We start from the raw sequence: 19,281 nt of genomic DNA, 5'->3' as shown, positions 1-19,281 counted from the left end.
TTGCATCCGCTTTCCTTCCAATCAAGGGCAAAAGGTTTTTGGATATCGTTGGCATCCAGATAAGGTTTTTGATCAAATAATATGTGTTCTGAAGGATTGATAACTTAGACTAAATTTTAGATTGAACAATATTAAGTCATTTTTTCTAGTCGTGTTCGTTTTGATTTCACTTGTGCTGAATGCTCAAAACACACCTTTATTTTCGAATTCTAATTTGCTAGAGATGGTGGATCGCGGGGGCGATTTTATCTATAACCAAGAATTTAATAAAGCAGAATTAGTCATTGATTCTCTGGAACAAAAACTTCCAGGACATCCAATTGTTCCAATGATGAAAGCCATGAGTTTGGCTTGGCGAGATCAGCCACTTCGAACGTCTAGTCCAGTTTATCCAGGACATGAGAAATATTTGATGGAGACCATTGCCAAATCTGAAAAGATTAGTGCTAAAGACTCTAACAACCTGGAAGCCATGTTTTTCGAAATGTCTGCCCATGGCCTATTGGCGGAATATTATGCGCAAGAAGGGAGTAGCTTCAAGGCGATGTCTCAGGCTAAACAGACTTATAATCTGATCAAAAAGACAATGGAGCACACTGCTGAAAGCCCTGAATTGCTATTTCTGTCAGGGTTGTACAATTATTTTAGAGAAAAGTATCCAGAGCGACATCCTATCTATAAACCGTTTGTTTGGGTTTTCAAATCTGGGGATGTGCAACGTGGATTGGTACAATTGGATAGTGCCGTACACCATAGTAAAATAGTTAAGATTGAGGCGAGTTTGTATGTCGCATATATCTGGCTGCGATATGAAAACAACGCAGACAAAGCAAGGTATTATTTGGAAAGAATTCATAAAATGTATCCCGCTAATGATTACTTCAAGGCTAAATATTTGGAATGTTTGATGAGACAAAAGGATTATAAAAGTGCCTTGCCATTAATTAGCCAACTGCAGGTTCATGAAAAGCCATATTTTAAGATGTGCGGTGAGATTTTCAGGGGTGTTTATGCAGAAAAAGTTGAGCGGTCTTTAGATGCTGCTGAGCGTTTTTACAAAAGAGGTTTAGAAACAGGCGAATTGTCCCCAGATCGTGGAGAGTATTATAGAAGTATTGCCTATTTGGGGCTTGGACGAATTGCTGAAGCAAATAACAATGTAAAACTTGCCGCCGTCTATTACGAGAAAACGATTGATATGGACGAGACAGATTGGTTGACTGAAGAAAGTGAAGCTCGATTGGATCAAATTGATTGATAATGGCAGAATCGTATCGAATCATTGAATCCCCTACGGAAGGCTTTTATAAAGAAAAGGGAAGCAAATTTTTAGGATTTGCTTATCAAGTCAATTCATTGGAGGAAGTGAAAGAGCGATTGGAAATTCTGAAGAAAGAGTATTACGATGCCAGACACTGGTGCTATGCACACATTATTGAAGATGGTCATCATCAGCTCATTCGAGCCAATGATGATGGCGAACCCAATCATTCCGCAGGCGATCCGATATTAGGTCAAATTCGTTCGTTTGAACTGACTAACACATTAGTGGTAGTAGTTCGATACTTTGGTGGAACCAAGCTGGGAGTGAGTGGATTGATTCATGCCTATAAAACAGCAGCTGAGGATGCTTTGCAAAAGGCGAAAATTCAGGTGGTTGAAATTAAACAGGACTTCAAAGTAGAATATGGGTATGAAAAGACCAGCGATGCTATGCGAATTATCAATGACTTTGGAGTCGAAATTAAGAATCAAGAATTTTTAGAATATTGTACGCTATTTGGTCGCATTGAGCCCGAAAAATTCGATGCGTTGAAAGATAAGTTGAGCTTGATTCAAGTGATTGCCTGGAAGCTCTAGTTCTTGTTGGCCAATTGCCCACAGGCGGCATCAATATCTTTGCCTCTACTTCTTCTGACATGCACGTTGACGCCTTTATTGGTTAGGAATTTTGTGAAGTTGTCCAAGGTATCTGCATCAGCATTTTTGTAATTGGCCTCAGCGATAGGGTTGTATTCTATGATGTTAATTCTAGCAGGAACTCTTTTCCAAAATTCATATAACTCTTTAGCATCCTGAAGCGAATCATTGAAATCGTAGAAAAGGATATATTCAAATGTAATTTTGTTCCCTGTTTTTTGATAAAAATAATTGAGCGCCTCTCGTAATGCTTCTAAGGTATTCGACTCATTGATTGGCATTATTTTGTTTCGCTTCACATCGTTGGCTGCATGAAGAGAAAGGGCAAGGTTAAACTTGACCTGATCATCCGCCAATTTCTTAATCATCTTTGCAATGCCTGCGGTAGATACTGTTATTCTCTTTGGAGACATGTTGAGACCGTCAGGTGATGTGATTCGGTCTATGGAATCCAAAACATTTTTGTAATTCAGAAGTGGTTCGCCCATCCCCATATAGACAATATTAGATAAAGGCTTGTCAAAGTTTTCCTGAGCTTGTCGTGAAACGGTTACCACCTGATCATAAATCTCTGCCGCATCCAGATTTCGCGCTCTATCCATATAACCTGTAGCACAGAATTTACAACTCAACGAACAGCCGACCTGTGAAGAAACACAAGCAGTCATTCTCTCATCTTGAGGAATCAATACACTTTCTATCAAATGATTGTCGTGAAGCTTGAGTGCTGATTTGATGGTGCCGTCGTTACTTTTTTGTTCTTTATCAACCTTTGCGGGACGAATGACAAAATGAGACTTCAATTTTTCTCTTGTAGCCAGAGACAAGTTAGTCATTTCATCAATTGATGAGGCAGACTTTTTCCATATCCATTCGTGGATTTGTTTGGCGCGAAATGGTTTTTCTCCTATCCCTACCAAATACTCAGAGATTTCCTCTTTAGAAGATTTTCTTAAATCTATAAGTGCTGCTACCTCATTCATGGCGCAAAGATACGGCTAAAACTCAGCCTGCGAAATCAATTTTCTTATGAGTGCCGTCACAATAAGGTTTATTCTCTGATGCACCGCATCGACAAAATGCCGTCGCCTTGCTACTTTTTGTTTCTTCATTGCCGCCATGTCTTACCTTCATGTTGCCATAGACCATAAGGGGGCCATTGGGCATGGTTTCTACAATGATTTCTTGAGTGGCTGTGCTTGTATCTTCTGAAATAGATAGCGCTCCTGAAGGACATTTGTTGACCTGAGCGATGATTTCCTCCGAAGAGGCACCGTCCATGTTTATCCATGGTCTTTCTTTAGGGTTAAATACTTTAGATAACCCGTGAAAGCACTTCTCTGAATGAATGCAGAGGTCGGATTGCCATTTTACAGTAACATTATCTTTGGTGTAGTGTTTGATCGCCATGATTTTAGTTTTTTGGTTCTTATAAATTTAATGAATTTCGATTCCTGTTTAGCAATTCTGATTTAACTTCCACCTCAATTTGATCAGAAAACAAAGCCTATTATTTTCTCACATGAAGCAACCTAAATCTTCGTGGTTTTACCCACTTTTTTTAAGTGTTATGCTATCCTTACTTGGCTGCACTAAACAGTCAGCTTTTTCTCAGCGACTGGAATATGATGTCATAAAAGGGGACAAGAAAGTGGGTTTTATGATGGCTGAAAAGGTGGTGAAAGGAGATTCTATCTTCTACTTCATAGAAAGCGAAACTTCTATTAAAATGCTCCTTACTTTCAAGGTAAACTATGTGCTAGAGGAACTATATGTGGGAGGGGTTTTAGTAAGTGGTGAAGCAGAGAGTAAGTTAAATGGAAGCTCAAGAACCAAATCCAAAGTCTGGAAAGAGGGGAATGAATACGTGGTAGAAGTGAATGGTTATGAGGAAATGAGGACTTCTGATCCGATTACCTATTCTGTGCCAGAGCTTTATTTTTCAGAACCAGGGAACAAGGAAACTACCTTTTCTCAACAGTTTGCGGAAGACTTAATTATAAAAAAGGATGAGGATCATATGTTTACGCTATATTCTGAAGATGGCCGAAATACTCACACCTATGAAGATGGTCTTTGCACCCACGTGAAACTAAACAGAACGTATGCATCATTTTATTTCCAGTTGAAGCAATAAATGACGGTTGGTGGTACGTTGGAACCTTCAGTCAAACTAAGCTAGTATCTAAGCACATATCCATCTATTTTTATTAAAGATCAAAATTCACTTTATGAATCATTTAATCAAGTATATCCTTTCTGTCTTATTTCTAATCCATGCATCACAAATCATAGGGCAAGAGTTATCTCTGGAAGATAAGATTCCATTTGATGCTTCTATTAGAAAAGGCACATTGAAAAATGGTCTGAAATATTTTATAAAGAAAAATGAGAAGCCAGAAGATCGGGTTGAATTAAGGCTTGTAGTGAATGCAGGCTCCGTTTTAGAAGATGATGATCAAAGAGGACTGGCTCATTTCACCGAACACATGGCTTTCAATGGCTCAGAACACTTCGCTAAAAATGAGCTTGTTGATTATTTGCAGTCTGTAGGCGTGAAATTTGGGGCACATTTGAATGCTTATACCTCGTTTGATGAGACGGTTTACATTTTGCCTATCCCTTCAGACGATGAAGCCATCATTGATAAGGGATTGACTATTCTTCAGGACTGGGGAGGTAATTTGCTTTTTAATTCGGAAGAAATAGAAAAGGAACGAGGAGTGGTGATTGAAGAGTGGAGACTAGGGCAGGGTGCGCAAATGCGAATGGTACAAGAGTATTTGCCAGTTATTTTCAAAGGGTCAAAATATGCGGACCGTTTGCCTATAGGAACCAAAGAGACATTAGAAACCTTTGAGCCAGAAACAATAAAAAGATTCTATAAAGATTGGTATCGTCCAAATTTAATGGCAGTGATCGCTGTTGGAGATATCGATGTGGATCAAATGGAGGTGAAGATAAAGAAGCAATTTTCGGCTTTTAAAAATCCTAAAAATGAGCGCCCAAGAGAAGAAATATCAGTCCCTGATAATTTGGAACCATTAGTAGCAGTAGCATCTGATAAAGAAGCTACTAATATTATTTTCAACTTGATGTATAAATCTGATTCAGAGGAACTAGTAACTGGGAATGATTATCGGAAGGGGCTGATCCAAAGTTTGTTTACTTCAATGATCAATCAGCGTCTAAGAGATCTGCTGCAAGAGGCAAAACCTCCATATCTATACGCTTCGACTTCGATCGGGTCTTTTATTACCAGAAGTAAAAGCGCATTTTCTTGCTTTGCAGTGCCTAAACCAGATGACGTAGAAGGCGGGGTGCGAGCCTTGATGAACGAAGTCAAAAGAGTGCAGCTACATGGATTTACAGCTTCTGAATTGAAAACTGAAAAGTTGAATTTGATGGAGGCTTATGAAAGAGCGTATAACGAAAGAGATAAGACCGAATCAGCCGGACTTGTTGACGAACTAGTGAACCATTTCTTAGAGAAAGAGCCAGTGCCTGGTATTGACTATGAATATGCTTTCACAAAAAAATATTTAGAGGGTATCAAGCTGGATGAAGTGAATGCAATAATTGGAGCACAGATTAATGAAGAAAATAGAGTGATTTATTTGACCGCGCCAGAAAAGGAAGACGTAATGCTTCCAACTACAGAAGATTTATTGGCTTGGGTGAAGGCATCGGATGAAAGCGAGCCAGAAGCGCTACAGGACTTAGTTTTGAGTGATCAATTAATTCAGAACGAACCTACTCCAGGAAAGGTAGTCGAAAAATCTATTATTGAAGGATTGGAGGTAACTACTATTAAACTTTCCAATGGGGCTCAAGTTTTTATTAAATCTACTGATTATAAGAATGACGAGATTCAGTTTATGGCACATCGCTCAGGCGGTATTTCTCTGGCGGAAGATAGTGTCTATTGGTCGGCTTCGTTTGCTACCAATATTGTAGGGTTAAGCGGTATTGGAGCTTATTCGTATACCGACCTTCAGAAAGTATTGGCAGGTAAATCTGTTGGGCTGCAGCCATATATCAGTGACCTCGAAGAGGGTTTCAGAGGTAGCTCTTCACCGAAAGACTTGGAGGCCCTGCTGCAATTGACCTATTTGTATTTCACAGAGGTTAGACGTGATGAGACGGCCTATCAGTCTTTAATGCAGCGTAATGAGGCCTTCCTTTCAAATGTTATGTCAGATCCTAATTACTTTTATCAGGATAGAATGGCAAAAATACTGTCTCAGGATAATATGAGGGGAGGAGGTATCCCGACTACTGAAGATTTGCAAAAAGTCGATTTGGATCAGGCCTTGTCCTTTTACAAAGACAGATTTTCCAGCCCAGGGGATTTCTCTTTCTGGTTTGTTGGCAATGTGGAAGAAGAGACTCTAATCCCAATGATTGAAAAATACTTGGGCGGCATCCCGAGTACAAAAGAAGAGGAATGGGTCGATCGTGGTGTGCGTGCTCCAAGCGGAATGGTTGATGAAAAAGTGTATAAAGGATCTGAGCCAAAGAGCATGGTGAACATGGTGTTTACGGGTGAAATGAAATATTCACGAGAAGATTCCTATTACCTGAAATGCTTGTCAGAAATTCTAGATATTCGTTTGGTAGAAATACTTCGTGAAGAGAAAAGTGGGGTCTACGGTGTGGGAGCTTCTGGTTATAGCAGCAAATCCCCTTATGAAAGCTTCGAATTCAATATTAGTTTTCCTTGTGGACCGGAGAATGTCGATGACTTGGTTTCTTCTGCATTGGAGACTATTCAAGAAATTCAAGAAAAGGGAGTTTCTGATGAGAATCTCAATAAGATCAAGGAAGCTCAGCGTAGAGATCAGGAATTGCACTGGAAAACTAATGGCTACTGGATGAATGTGCTAAAAACGTATCATGTAAATGGCTATGATTACCAAGAGGTAAAATGGTTAGATCAGCGAATTGAGGATTTGACAGCCAAGGACATTCAGGAGGTAGCTAAAAAGTATTTGAATACTGAAGCTTACATTCAAGTGGTATTGTATCCGGAGGAGTAGGGTTTAGCGCATAGTGTGCGGACTAATCCCCCTAGCCCCCTTTTCAAAAAGGGGGAAATTACCTGCAGCATCTGTTTCTTTGACAGCTGTTGCTCGATCAGATAGATTCCACAACAAGTGCGAGAAAACTCCCTCTTGGAGAAGAGGGTTGGGGAGATTGATTGTGATACTATGTTGCAGTAAGTAGAGCGATTGCCCTTCTAGAAAGAACAGCAGTTCTGTCGAACGGATCGCGTAATAGAGCCACGTATATGGCTAGAACAAATAGACGCCCTTTTCTTTTCCTTTAAGGATTACCTCTACATGCTCGTTGATGGTAGTGGCTAATTCGTATCCTTTGTATTTTGGGTAAATAGGAAATGATTTGTGGCTGCGATTGACCATCACAACCACTTCTATTTTTTTTATGTTCGTATTTAAGAAGGCTTTTAGAGCAAAGGCGGCTGTTTTTCCTGAGTTGAGTACATCATCGAAGAGTACAATTGATTTTTTGGTCAACTCCTTTTCTTCCATTTTATCTAGATGTACTTCTTCCAAAAAAGGAGCTTCTTTGTTGATGTCGACCCGAACAACTGATGTTTTGAGTGGAGAGATTTTCTCAAGCTCCTTACTCATCAATGAGGCAAATACGAACCCGTTATCCGAGACACCCGCCAAGATGAGATGCTTTTCGTCTAGATTGTTTTCGTAGATTTCGTATGCCATTCTCACGATACGCTGATCGATCTGAATGGCATTCAAAATCAGATTTTTTTCTTTGGTCATAAAGGACTTATCAACTAGAGTTGAAATAATTATGGAAACATTGCTAAATCAATTGTAAATCAGTAGTAAACCCCTGATTTCTATCCATTGAAGGCAGTGTTTAGTTATCCGCTGGTACTGGTACCTCCTTACTGTTTTTAAAGGTAGAAAGTATCACCATAGACTGCAAGCTATCGACAATATCTATGTCGCTCACCTTCTCCAACATCAGCTGTTGGTAGGAGGCGATGTCCTTGGCTACAATCCTCAAGATAAAATCACCTGAACCTGTGATATGATGACATTCGATGATTTCTTCGATGTCAGAAATTTTACTTAGAAAAGTTTCAATATTGGGTTTATTATGACCTTTCAAGGAAACTTGTACAAAAGTATTGACTCCGAGTCCAAGCATGGCAGAGTCTAGTTCTGCATGATAGCTTTTAATAATACCTGAGTTTTCGAGTTTTTTCACCCTTTCAAGTGTAGGTGCCGGAGATAAACCTATCTCTTCGGATAGCTTAGCATTGGTAATTTTACCATTTGCTTGCAAAATCTTTAAGATTTTCCTGTCTGTTTTGTCGATTTTCGTGTTGCCAATCATTAGCATTTGCAAAATATTCTTCGGTTCAAAATTAGTAAGATTAGTAATTATTCTATCTCAATAATGAAATTTTATTATTTCAATAGAATGTTTCATTTTGAGTTAAACGGGTGATTGTTCGATAATCTGAAAACAAGCAGAAAAACAGGCCACCCTATGAAAAATCAACCCTTAATGCATAAATGCCACCTTCGGACATTTTATGTTTTTAGAAGAAATAATTGTTAGAATTGTCGTCGAACGGTCAAACTAATTTTAGATGCAAAGCATCACATCTTGACGAATCGCTGGGTCGATTCGTTTTGGTCATAGACAGTTTTGATGAAATACATGCCTTGTTCAAAAGAATAGATGTCCAGAAAGAAACTATTCAGCCCTGCTTTGGCCTCCATATATGTGTCCTGATACAAAATTGCTCCGGTAGCATCTAAGAGGAATATTTGAACCGGCCCGTCTGCTGGCAAGATCATATTGAATCGAATTTTTGTATCAGTACTTCTAACTGGGTTAGGATAAGAGTTCTCTATGATCAGTTGTTGATTGAAATCAATGCAACTTTCGTTGTTGACAATATTGATGTCTTCAAATTCTTCCACTCGATCTAAAAGGGTGATACATGTATAGCCTATGTTGTTCCCTACACTGGAAAAAGTGAAATTTAAAGGGTAGGTAATACTTTTACCTCGGGTGATCGTACCAGCGTAACTTTCGAAAATGGAAGAATTGTTATCCAGGTCAATACGGATATCAAAGCCGTGTAAGATTACGTTGCCACTATTTCTCACGGTTAATGAAACACTGGTTTTTTCTTCGGATTCTTCAGTACTGATTTGTACCAACTCCAAATCTAAAATCGGATCAGCTACCGTAATGGCTAAAGAGGTAGTATCGCTACATCCTAAGTCATTGGTGCTGATTAATTGTGCAGTATAGTCGCCTTCATCAGTATAAGTAAATTGTGGATTGTTCTGCGAGCTTGTAGATTCATCTTCATCTCCAAACAACCAAAAAGATGATTGGGTGCTGTGAGATTCATCTGTGAAATCAATCATTAAAGGGGCAGGGCCAATATCTGAACTGGCATTAATTATCGCTGTGGGAGAAGGGTGAATAGTTACAGTTTTTTGAATAGATCCTTCACATCCTGTTTCATCTACTATGTTAAGTCCAACGGTATAACTTCCAGCACTTGTAAATTGGTAAGTAGCTGGATTGGATGTGCTCGACCCTTGATTATCGAACTGCCAACTGTATGATTCAATGGCTGCAGATGAAGAGTTAGTAGCATCTTGAAAAACTGTCGACTCATTGTCGCAAGCTTTTTCAACCGTAAAATCTACCACAGGCAATTCGCTTATTGTAAAATTATCATTGTGCACAGATTGGCAGCTATTCGCTGACCTAACCAATAATGATATTGTATGGTCACCAGCATCATTATATACTTCTCCAAAACTGGAGCTATAGGATGCCAAACTGCCGTCTATGGTCCAAATCCATTGGGTGATTGGGTTGCTAAAATCTCCTTCGGATTTATCCAAGAAAATAGTTTCTGTGTTGATACAACCTAAATCCACCTCAAAATTAGCCGCAGGAGCCAATAGTACGTTGACTGTGGAAGTTACGGTATCTCGACAACCAGCTGAGGTTTCAACAATAAGTTCTACATCATAAGAACCTTGGCTATCAAATGTAAAGTTTGGATTTTGATTTGTTGAAGTACCTAATCCTTCAAAATCCCATTCGTGGCTGGTGATATTTGCTAATCCGTCAACACTTGATTCATCCAAGAAAGATATATCAACACCTTCACAGGCCGGGCCATGGTTGAAAGAAGCTACTGGTTTATCATCAATCGTAATGGGTAAGGTCAACTCATTGCTGCAGCCTTGATTGTTGTTCACCGTTAAAGACACATCATAATTACCATGAGCAGCATAGCTATAAGTGGGTGAAGAAGCTGAAGAAGTACCACTACCATCACCGAAATTCCAGGTTTGACCAGTTATACCTGTGCCAGTAGTGGAATTGTGGAATTGTGTTTCGTCTTCCAGACATAAGTCTTCAAAACTAAATCCGACATCTGGTCCGGCAATCACATTGATATCGGTCCCAGCACTTGGAGTAGAGCACCCTGGAATTGTGGCAGTGAGTGTGATGGTTTTAGTCCCTTCTGAATCAAATGCAAATGTTCCATCCCGCTCATTTGTATTTCCTTCACTATTATAGTTCCAATCATAGGTGAGCGTGGCTCCGTTGTAGTTGGATTCATCAAAGAGGTTTTCAAAAGCCAAATCCGCTCCGGTACAATAGGGGGCTCCTGGAGTGGAAAAGGTAGGGATTGTGGGCACTGGATAAATGGAGATGGTATCTTTCACGAAGTTGGAACAAGTCCCGTCACTGACGGTAAGAAACACTATGCTGTCACCTACTTGGCTGAAAGTATGTGTGGTATCAGCTGTACTGCTGAATCCACTTGTGACACCTCCATCAAAGGACCACTCGTAAGATGCCAATCCCATATCGCTGGGGGTGAAAGTATTGGCTTGGCCTAGGCATTCATTATTGTTATCTGTAAAGGAAATGGGAGGGGCGGTGTTTGTAGTAACGGTCACTTCATCATAACTTTCAGAAAAGGTACTATCGTTATAGGCAGTTATAGTAAATGGATAGGTTCCGGCAGCGGCTAATGAAACTCTAGGATTACTCTCATAATAAACATCATTTTCCAATCCACAATCTTTTTTAAAGTTTACAACATTAATTCGATGTGTAGTGAACTCTGTATTTAAAACAAGGAACTCTGAAGAATCGCGTACTGCAAATAGTCCAGAGCAATTGGTACCAAAAAGTCCAAAATTGCCAAGTTGAGCTACATTAGGTGAAGTGTTTGAAAGGCTCGTTCCAAAGCTGTACTTATAAACTTGGCCGTTTCTCGCCTGAAAAACGCCATAGTAGTTTTCATGGTCTTTAATAATACGAATATCAGCAGGAGAACCAAAACTGTATCCCCCGTTGGGTAATTCTGAGATGGTTGGAGTTGTAGATATATTAGCTCCAAAATTGAGATGAAATACCCTTCCATTACTAAAAGAAGAAATTAGACCATACCAATTGCCAGCGTCTTTATATAGATCAATTCCCCAGAGTCGGCTTGCATTGGGCACAACAAATGATGAAATCGTACCTGACGAAGTCGGTTGATCACCAAAGTCAATGATTGCTACGGTAGAGCCATAGGTCACTAAAAGCTTATAGGAATCCAGCTCATCATTGATGATTTTGATCCCATCTGGATTTACTATTTGACCGAAATTTCCTAAATTTTGATAGGTTGGAGTATTTGTTAAAGAATTGCCAAAATCTAGTCGTATAATGCTCTCGTTGTCAAGATTAGTGGTATAGGCATAATAATTCTTCGAGCTATCTAGGAAAGAAATACCACTTGGTCCTGATAAATTGTTGTCGAATGAACCAAGTGAACTTAGAGTAGGAGGGTTTTTAAGACCTTGGCTGAATTCGGCTAAATAAATAGCGTCATTATTCCTTGAAGGTATAAATCCATACCATTGTCCACTCTCCTTGAGCAGTTCAATACTATATGGACCATTTAGAGAAGTGCTTGTTATGAGATGTGTAGCAGACGGAGTACTTTCCATATCTTGAACACAAAAATCCCATTCCATCCTTTGCTGGTTAGTGCTTTGGTTAAGGATACCAAGACCTTCTTCTTTGCAAACATTGTCTTTGAAGGTAAAAGATATCGAAGGTGCCTGGCCAAAGGTTAATGTAGCAATGAACAGATTCATAAGTATAATGAATTGTTTCACAGATCGTATTTTAATTGTAAATGTTGATAATAATCATCACACCATTTTTTTTGGTATAGTAACCATGAATCCGGCCAATTATTGTCGATTTTTTCGTAATTCGCAACATTTGATTTGGCAATTATATACTCAAATTTAGGGGTTCCGATAAAGTTACTAAGTTCATTTACATTTTTATTTAATGTATACAGGTCAAATACTCGATACCGGTTTTGGGGAAGAACCTTCACATGAGTTTCGATTGTTTTATTCCAGAAGTACCAGTACCAGCAATTTTTTTCGAATGGGTGCATTTTCATCCAAACTTTTTCGGTAAACTCATTACACTTAGATCCGTCTATGCGGAAACTACTGTAAATGGAACTAGAGTAAGTTTCTGGGGTGTTGGGGTTTTCTGAAAAACCAAATTCTTTGTCAGAAAACCAACCTCTAGAATAGCTTGATTTAATAAAGTCTCTTGGACATCTGATGATCCATAAAAACTTAATGTTGACAAATAACTCATTGAGGATTGGTATAAGGTTGGCAAATTTTTGATCAGAAATGATTACATTTTTATTTTGGTGGTCAAAATTTTTAAACACATGGTACAAAATGTTTTTAGCCTGATCCCTACTAATTTTTTTATGTAACAGACAAGTTGACAAAGCAATTAGTTCGTCAAAGGGTTCGTGATATCCTAAATTGTCATCACTTTGGTTTAGGGTTTTAATAATACTTTCTGTACCTGACCGGCCAGTTCCTAGAACAATTATTATTGGATAGTTTAGTTGTTCAAAACGCTTTTTAGTCTTTGTATTAGGAATAATTAGAGGTAATGACTGTTTGTATGAACTGGTTAGTTTCGAATTTGCAGGAATGGTGGCTTCATCTTCCAAAATAAGAAGTCTGTTGTTTTCGATTGTAGTGTTTTTGTTAATAGTTGTTTTATCTCCCCAAATAATGTTCTTAAAATTTATCCCTTTTGGTAAAGCACTTATGTTAACAGTATTTTTTATAAAAAAGACATTCCCTTTCCTTTTGCACAAAAATTCTAGAAAATAATGCTTTAACCTTTTTGGTAAAAAGGGGAATAATATTCTTATTGCTTTTTCTAGGGTTTTATTTACTTGCACTAATAAAAATTTTAGACTTGAGTTTTTGTCCGTAAACGGGCTTTAATAATTGTGCCAACAGACCTTTTGGATAACCGCCAAAATAGCAAGATTGAAATTGTCCAAAGCCATTATGTGTCAGCATCAGCTCAATTTCATTTTTTTCATACAGACGAATGTGTCCCATGTGACCGATTTTTTCGAGCTTAGAAAACTCTTCTACCGGATTCCCCTGATAGCCCAATCCTCTTATAAAATTGATTTTATTTAGTATTGATATATTGGGTGTCGATAAAATTATCTTTCCATTTGGTTTAAGAACTCTATAAATTTCTTTTAGACAGAATAAGGGGTTAATGCGCAAGTGCTCAAGTACTTCTGCAAACAGAATCAAATCAAAAGAGTTGTCCTGGAAAGGCAATTGTTCTTGCTCAATATCAACTTTCTTAACATCTAATCCATTTTTTTCAATAAATTCAGATAACCTCTCGGGTGCTAGGTCCACAGCCTTAACTTGATGTCCAAGTTGTTTTAGCATGTATAACAAATGACAAGGAATACTCCCAATCTCTAAGATTGCACTTTGAGAATCAGAAATAAAGTTTTGAATTGTGAATTCATACCTTGCTTTATGATTTGTTAAATAGTTCTTCCACCATGACCTTAGACGTTCTGGAATAAGAAATTCTTGTGACTCTAAGTCCTTAAACATGAAATTGTTATTATCTGACATTTTCAAAAATAATTTGGTAGCTATTTAGGCCAATAATTATAAAACTCAAGAGGATCAATAGAATGGTTATAGTCCAAATTTTGCTGGCTCGCCTCCTAGGTAAGACAGAATACATAAGATCTGTAAGGTTTATAAGTGGAGCAATAGATGATACTATGGAGTAAATGTAAAGGAATCTGAAGAAACCTATATCTAAAAAAAGCAAAAGCAATGGGCCATTTCTGAAAATAAACGAGGCTGTAGTAAGTGCAAAAAGCCTTTTTTCCCTTTTCATAATTCTCCAAAAGCTTGTATAGGGAGCAAGCACTGTAGTAATAATATACTTTGTGGAGAGTAAACTAGCAACATAGCCAGCGTCCTTCCATTCTGTTCCAAAGGCAAATTCAAAGACACTAGGTGCAATCAGTGATATTACCGTCAAAGGAACTAAACTGATAAATACCGTGTGCTTAAATGACTTAACGAAAAAATCCTCAAACGCTGTCCTGGAAGTAAGGTATAATTCATTTGCTTTTTGAAAAACTACTGGGGAAATGGAATTTTCAAACAATTGAATAGGCATATTAATAAATGTCAGAGCAAAGGTGTAATGCCCTAACTGTTGGACGCCCATTAGTGCACCAATCGCAATAATGGGCAGGTCTGAGGAGAATTTGGTGATTAATCTTGCGGGAAAAATGTACTTTATCACATTTACATTTTCTTTTAAGGTGGCGATCAACTCCTTCCAATTACTACTAGTGTAGTATCTGAATAAAACAATGAGTTGTTGTCTTTTGAGTGTGAGGAAAAGGGCCAAAAATCCTGAAATGAAATTACCTGATAATAGTCCAAATCCGTTTGGGGCTAAATACTTCCCAATTCCTGCAGTTCCTGACTTGCCAATAAAACTACAAGCAGCTCTCATTTTTGTGTTCTTAAGAAATCTTTTTTTCCTTATGTTCCAATGCGATTGAGTGGTATTGATAATAGTTATCAGTAATACTCCAAAGATCCCTACAATTTCTTTTATAGAAACTTCGAAATCAAATAACGGTTTGAATAAGAAATAGGTGAAAAAACTTAATATGGAAATTGCAATAGCGTTTAAAAAAACAACTTTTGATAAAGCAAGAAATTTGTATTCCTCTTTTGGGAGAACATAAACTGAAGGAAGTGATAAAGCAGAGAAAAAAGTAATGTTGCTTATAATAAGGTTGTATAATGCATATTCACCATATGCTTGAGGGCTAAAAATACGGCTTAATATTGGTGCAAAAGTTAGTTGTAATAGAATGGAAAACACGTTTCCAGAAAATACAATGCTAATATTTTGTACTAGAGAATTTTTCCTTTTGAGGCCTTTAAAAATATTTGATATGGATTCAATCAGATTCAACCTTGCTTAATTATTTTGTGAATATCTCAAAAAGCAAATCATCAATTTTTTTTTTTGATCTGTATTCTAAACCAACTGAACGGTGCTTTGCAACTAATTTCTCTTTTTCAGTTGATGCAATTGCCAATAATTCGGACTTTTTAAAACGAATTTCAGTTCTGGAAAATTTTTCTACTACGATACCAACACCTTCTTGTTCAGCCACTTCGTCATCTTCTGATACGCCTTTGCAAGTGATATAGGGAAGCCCACATAGCAAATATTCAGCTACCTTGGTAGGTGACCTGTATTTTTGAGATAATGAAGGTGGAACGGCACTAATGCCTATATCTGCCGCAGATATATATTCTTTTACCTCTTCATTCGCAATATCCTGATTAAGGCTATATGATTCAGGCGGGATTTTTCTTGAAGAAAGCCAAGTTTTTACCTTATCATGATTAAATCTTGTCACTATCATCAAGTGTGACTTAGGAATGATATCAAGTATGCCTTGAAACAAATGGATGACTTCTTGTTCATAGTACAGATCACCAAATTTGCCAATGTATAGAACCACAAACTTTTGATCTAAATTAAACTTTTGTCTGAGCGTTTTTCGGGCTGTAGCTCTGAAATAAAATTCATTCGGGTCTACAGCCGTTGGTGCTCGGAATATGGTAGCTTTTGATCGAAAAGACTTGAGCAGCTCTACACCATGTTTGGTTCCTGTCATAACATGTGACGCGTCTATGCCAGCACGTTTTTCTAAGTAACTAAGTAATCTGTATTTCAAACTTGACCGTTTCCAATGTCCCAGCTCTGCCAAAAATTCACTGTGTGGCTCATAACTATAAATAACTAGTTTCATCTTCAGTATTCTGCTGGCCATCCAAGACAACGCAGCGGCCACATTGGCAAAAGCAAAAATATGCGTCGAGCGGTATTTCAGTTTGATCTTGGTTAATACCCATAGTGTTGTGAGTAGATCTATAAACTTTTGAAATAATAAAAAACGACCCGTATGAAAAACCTGTGGGTGCCAATGAATATTCCATTTCTTGAGCTTCTTACTTTCAATGATCATTTCACTTTTGCTCATTGCATATGCCGTCTGCTCGAATGTGATCAGGTCAAATCGGAAATCTTTTTTTTCACTAAGCGACTTGATATAGTTTAAAAGCAAGTTCTGAAATAGTGGATCTTTATAGCTATTATATATTAAAACAAGTATGCTGTTTTTTTTCAAGCCTTTAGTATTCTGATTGGAGATTTGATTGCTGCTACAAAATTACGATCATGAAACAAGAAGGACAAGCACATTATTTTGGCGATTTTCAATTTGAGTAAAAACAAGGTTTTAAAGGGGGTATTAAGTCGAATTTTTATTTTTTTGATGAGTTTGATGTATCCATTTTCTAGCCCTCGAATATCACTCATGGCCGAACCCTCCCTCTGCCTATAGAGCAGCACGGTGTCCGAGGTAAAGCTATATTGTTTGCCTCGACTAATACTGAGATAGAAAAATAAATCTTCTGCATGGGTCATATCCGTTTGGAAGGTGTAATTTTCAGTAGGATCTTTTTTGATCATCCAGGTATTGCCAAAGAGACAACTCGAATCCAATTTCAACAAACGATCGAAGGGCATGCCAATAAAAGATGGAGTATATTTCTTATTAATAGGGACTAGTACTTCATCTACATATTGAACTCGACCATCTACAAAGTCGAGATTTGGATTTGATTCGAAAATTTGTAATCTAGACGAAAGTGCAGTCGGAGGCATCACATCGTCTGCATCGAGAAAACAAAAAAAACTTCCTTTCATTATTTTGAGTCCTGCGTTTCTGGCATGTCCCACTCCTTGCTTGTATTCAGAGATTCCAATAATCCTTTTGTCTGCAAATGATTTGACAATTTGGAGCGTATTATCATTACTGTTATTGTCTACTACAATCAGTTCCCAGTTGGTGTATTCTTGGCGAAGTACTGATTCAATGGTTTCAGATACATACTTACTTGCGTTGAATGCTGCAGTAATAATGGAGACCATTTGATTATTTTTTGACATGTGAGGCTATTAAATGGTCGATTAACTCTATTTTTTTCTCGTAAGAGTTTTCTTGAGCTAGTTTTTTTCTTTTTGCCATTCGTCCATCAGAGTTGAATTGATCGAGGCTTGTTAGTACCTTATTAAACAATGACACATATTCGTGATTGTGTTCAGACATTACCATCAATTCGTCGTTTCCGTCAAAGTCTTCTGTATATGTTGCCACTGTAACTCGACCAGATTGCATGTACTCTAATATTTTGTGAGAATTGGTTTGTTCTTTATGAAACGATGTTTTAAAGGCAATAAGCTGAATGTTACTTAATAGAAGGGTCTGAGGAATTTGATTAGCAACAATTCTACCCGGAAAATGAGTATTGGTGAGTTGATAACATTCCCATAGGTAATGAAAGTCCTTGTTTTCGTTTAATTTTTTAATTTCACGTTCATCAGAACCAAAGTAAATGAAATCTACCTCTTGGTATTTTTTTGCAGTTTGATAAAGTACCTCCCAATCAACGGCATCCCTAATCAAATTCCCAATATAAATTGCTTTGACCTTATTTACTCCAGGTAGTTTTTTTGGGTCGGGTGAGGATGAAGTCGATATATGTTGAGCACAGGCGTGGCCTATGTTATGCACAATAAGTTTGTTCGTAGATAGTTTTTTGCTGATAGAATTCGTAACGGTGAGTCCCAGGTCGGCAGTTTTCAGTAGTATGTTTCTTTCATAAGTTTGGTTAAGGTCAACTAGATGAGCGATTCTTAGCTTTTGTTTTAGCCGTTTGAGGTTGAACAATCTTGAAGGATCAAATGACCAAATGATGTGAAATTTTGTGCTTAGTTTTTTTTCCAACTGACTAATCTCCCAAGCAGTAATATATTGAGATAGAAAAGGAGGCAAATAGTGCACGCCGCGAAGAGAACTATTATCTATCACATACAAGCCTTTTTCCTCAGAAGATGTGATTTTAAAACGGTCAGAAGGAGGATTTAAAAAGTAAACGGTGTTGTGTGAGGTCAGATGTTTCGCATAGTGGTGTTTAGAGACATGCAGCTGGCTCCAGGCTTCAGGGGAGATTATCAAGATTGTTTTGTTCCTTAAGTATTTCATGGACGAAGCGAAATTTTTTTAATGTTCAGTTGTTTTTGAATCGCCATTGTGTCCAACCCAAGCCGATACATTTTGTAATTGTTTTTCTTCAGTTTTTTAAGGCTCTCCCTGTAATTTGAATTACTCATATTAACATGTTCAAATATGATAACCTCGGGAGTAAGACAATTAAAATCGATCATTTTCAATATTTCATGATCAAACCCCTCAGTGTCGATAAGAAGAAGATTCAAAAATGAAATGTTGTACTTTTTTTTTAAGGAGGCAAACGAAATACAATCTACGGTTTGCTCTAAGATCATATCAGGTTCATTAATTTTTTTTGCAATGGCTTCCAAAATCTCACGATTAAGTGTACCCATCCTTTCAAAGTTAGGAATACGATCTTTCATTTTTGGGTTTATACTGTAAAAGGAAATGGTTCCATCTGCATGCGATACAGCCGCGTTTTCAAATTGAAGGTTGTTGTGATTTGAATAATTATTTTTGAGTTGCTTGAAAATATAGGGTACTGGTTCCACTAAAATACCTTGCCAATTACCACGTCTGATCCATTGGTTCAAGCGATCATTTGTGATTCCATCATTGGCGCCAATTTGGATAAATTGTATTGTTTCTTTGTTTTCGAGATACCTTTCCAACATTTGGTCAATTTGGGCATATGTAGGTTTCCAATAAGACCGAATATGATATACCCGGGACAGGCTTTTGTAAGCGTAGGTTTCTTGACGAAAGATTTTTTTTATAATAGACTTCATCGTTTCAATAATTGAATCTTATAGTTCGAATTT

General features: G+C 37.7%; 16 protein-coding genes. 4 read left to right on the top strand and 12 right to left on the bottom strand.

Annotated features, from left to right (window positions below):
* Positions 1–121 precede the first annotated feature (121 nt).
* Positions 122–1,258 (top strand): tetratricopeptide repeat protein, encoded by a 1,137-nt coding sequence (locus tag R8N23_RS17730; RefSeq protein WP_318172937.1) that lies wholly within the window; start codon positions 122–124, stop codon positions 1,256–1,258.
* A gap of 2 nt (positions 1,259–1,260) precedes the next feature.
* The gene (locus R8N23_RS17725) at positions 1,261–1,860 is read left to right on the top strand and encodes a YigZ family protein (protein ID WP_318172936.1); all 600 of its coding nucleotides are present in this window, start codon (positions 1,261–1,263) and stop codon (positions 1,858–1,860) included.
* Here the strand turns inward: R8N23_RS17725 and rlmN are convergent.
* Entirely contained in the window at positions 1,857–2,903 is a 1,047-nt protein-coding gene (gene rlmN / locus R8N23_RS17720) for a 23S rRNA (adenine(2503)-C(2))-methyltransferase RlmN (protein WP_318172935.1), read from the bottom strand. The two genes, R8N23_RS17725 and rlmN, sit on opposite strands and share 4 nt — an antisense overlap.
* Before the next feature lie 22 nt (positions 2,904–2,925).
* On the bottom strand, positions 2,926–3,330 hold the full coding sequence (locus tag R8N23_RS17715; RefSeq protein WP_318172934.1) for a (4Fe-4S)-binding protein: 405 nt from the start codon (positions 3,328–3,330) through the stop codon (positions 2,926–2,928).
* 112 nt (positions 3,331–3,442) lie between these two features.
* On the opposite strand from R8N23_RS17715, the gene R8N23_RS17710 reads away from it, so the two are divergent.
* Both R8N23_RS17710 and R8N23_RS17705 read left to right on the top strand, forming a co-directional pair.
* On the top strand, positions 3,443–4,057 hold the full coding sequence (locus R8N23_RS17710; protein WP_318172933.1) for a DUF6134 family protein: 615 nt from the start codon (positions 3,443–3,445) through the stop codon (positions 4,055–4,057).
* A 94-nt stretch (positions 4,058–4,151) separates the two neighbouring features.
* Positions 4,152–6,959 (top strand): M16 family metallopeptidase, encoded by a 2,808-nt coding sequence (locus R8N23_RS17705; RefSeq protein ID WP_318172932.1) that lies wholly within the window; start codon positions 4,152–4,154, stop codon positions 6,957–6,959.
* A gap of 255 nt (positions 6,960–7,214) precedes the next feature.
* Here the strand turns inward: R8N23_RS17705 and R8N23_RS17700 are convergent, their stop codons facing one another.
* The 10 genes from R8N23_RS17700 to R8N23_RS17655 all read right to left on the bottom strand — a co-directional run bounded on the left by R8N23_RS17700 (position 7,215) and on the right by R8N23_RS17655 (position 19,248).
* Entirely contained in the window at positions 7,215–7,724 is a 510-nt protein-coding gene (locus R8N23_RS17700; protein ID WP_318172931.1) for a phosphoribosyltransferase family protein, read from the bottom strand.
* A 100-nt stretch (positions 7,725–7,824) separates the two neighbouring features.
* On the bottom strand, positions 7,825–8,307 hold the full coding sequence (locus tag R8N23_RS17695; protein WP_318172930.1) for an Lrp/AsnC family transcriptional regulator: 483 nt from the start codon (positions 8,305–8,307) through the stop codon (positions 7,825–7,827).
* 269 nt (positions 8,308–8,576) lie between these two features.
* Positions 8,577–12,137 (bottom strand): PKD domain-containing protein, encoded by a 3,561-nt coding sequence (locus tag R8N23_RS17690; RefSeq protein ID WP_318172929.1) that lies wholly within the window; start codon positions 12,135–12,137, stop codon positions 8,577–8,579.
* Positions 12,134–13,252 carry a hypothetical protein gene (locus tag R8N23_RS17685; RefSeq protein WP_318172928.1) on the bottom strand — a complete coding sequence of 373 codons (1,119 nt, stop codon included), beginning with the start codon at positions 13,250–13,252 and terminating at the stop codon, positions 12,134–12,136. The genes R8N23_RS17690 and R8N23_RS17685 overlap by 4 nt, the downstream gene beginning before the upstream one ends.
* Positions 13,239–13,964, bottom strand: coding sequence for a class I SAM-dependent methyltransferase (locus R8N23_RS17680; protein WP_318172927.1), 726 nt, complete (start codon positions 13,962–13,964; stop codon positions 13,239–13,241). The genes R8N23_RS17685 and R8N23_RS17680 overlap by 14 nt, the downstream gene beginning before the upstream one ends.
* On the bottom strand, positions 13,954–15,342 hold the full coding sequence (locus R8N23_RS17675; protein WP_318172926.1) for an oligosaccharide flippase family protein: 1,389 nt from the start codon (positions 15,340–15,342) through the stop codon (positions 13,954–13,956). Before R8N23_RS17675 ends, R8N23_RS17680 begins: the two co-directional genes overlap by 11 nt.
* Before the next feature lie 10 nt (positions 15,343–15,352).
* Positions 15,353–16,570 (bottom strand): hypothetical protein, encoded by a 1,218-nt coding sequence (locus R8N23_RS17670; RefSeq protein ID WP_318172925.1) that lies wholly within the window; start codon positions 16,568–16,570, stop codon positions 15,353–15,355.
* On the bottom strand, positions 16,567–17,394 hold the full coding sequence (locus R8N23_RS17665; RefSeq protein ID WP_318172924.1) for a glycosyltransferase: 828 nt from the start codon (positions 17,392–17,394) through the stop codon (positions 16,567–16,569). The genes R8N23_RS17670 and R8N23_RS17665 overlap by 4 nt, the downstream gene beginning before the upstream one ends.
* Positions 17,381–18,490 carry a hypothetical protein gene (locus R8N23_RS17660; protein ID WP_318172923.1) on the bottom strand — a complete coding sequence of 370 codons (1,110 nt, stop codon included), beginning with the start codon at positions 18,488–18,490 and terminating at the stop codon, positions 17,381–17,383. Before R8N23_RS17660 ends, R8N23_RS17665 begins: the two co-directional genes overlap by 14 nt.
* Positions 18,487–19,248 carry an FkbM family methyltransferase gene (locus R8N23_RS17655; protein WP_318172922.1) on the bottom strand — a complete coding sequence of 254 codons (762 nt, stop codon included), beginning with the start codon at positions 19,246–19,248 and terminating at the stop codon, positions 18,487–18,489. Before R8N23_RS17655 ends, R8N23_RS17660 begins: the two co-directional genes overlap by 4 nt.
* Between the last annotated feature and the right edge of the window lie 33 nt (positions 19,249–19,281).

Origin of the sequence: Reichenbachiella sp. (assembly GCF_033344935.1) — a bacterium.
GTDB lineage: Bacteria > Bacteroidota > Bacteroidia > Cytophagales > Cyclobacteriaceae > Reichenbachiella.
Note: the sequence above shows the minus strand (reverse complement) of the source record. Positions and strands in the feature narration are given on the sequence as shown.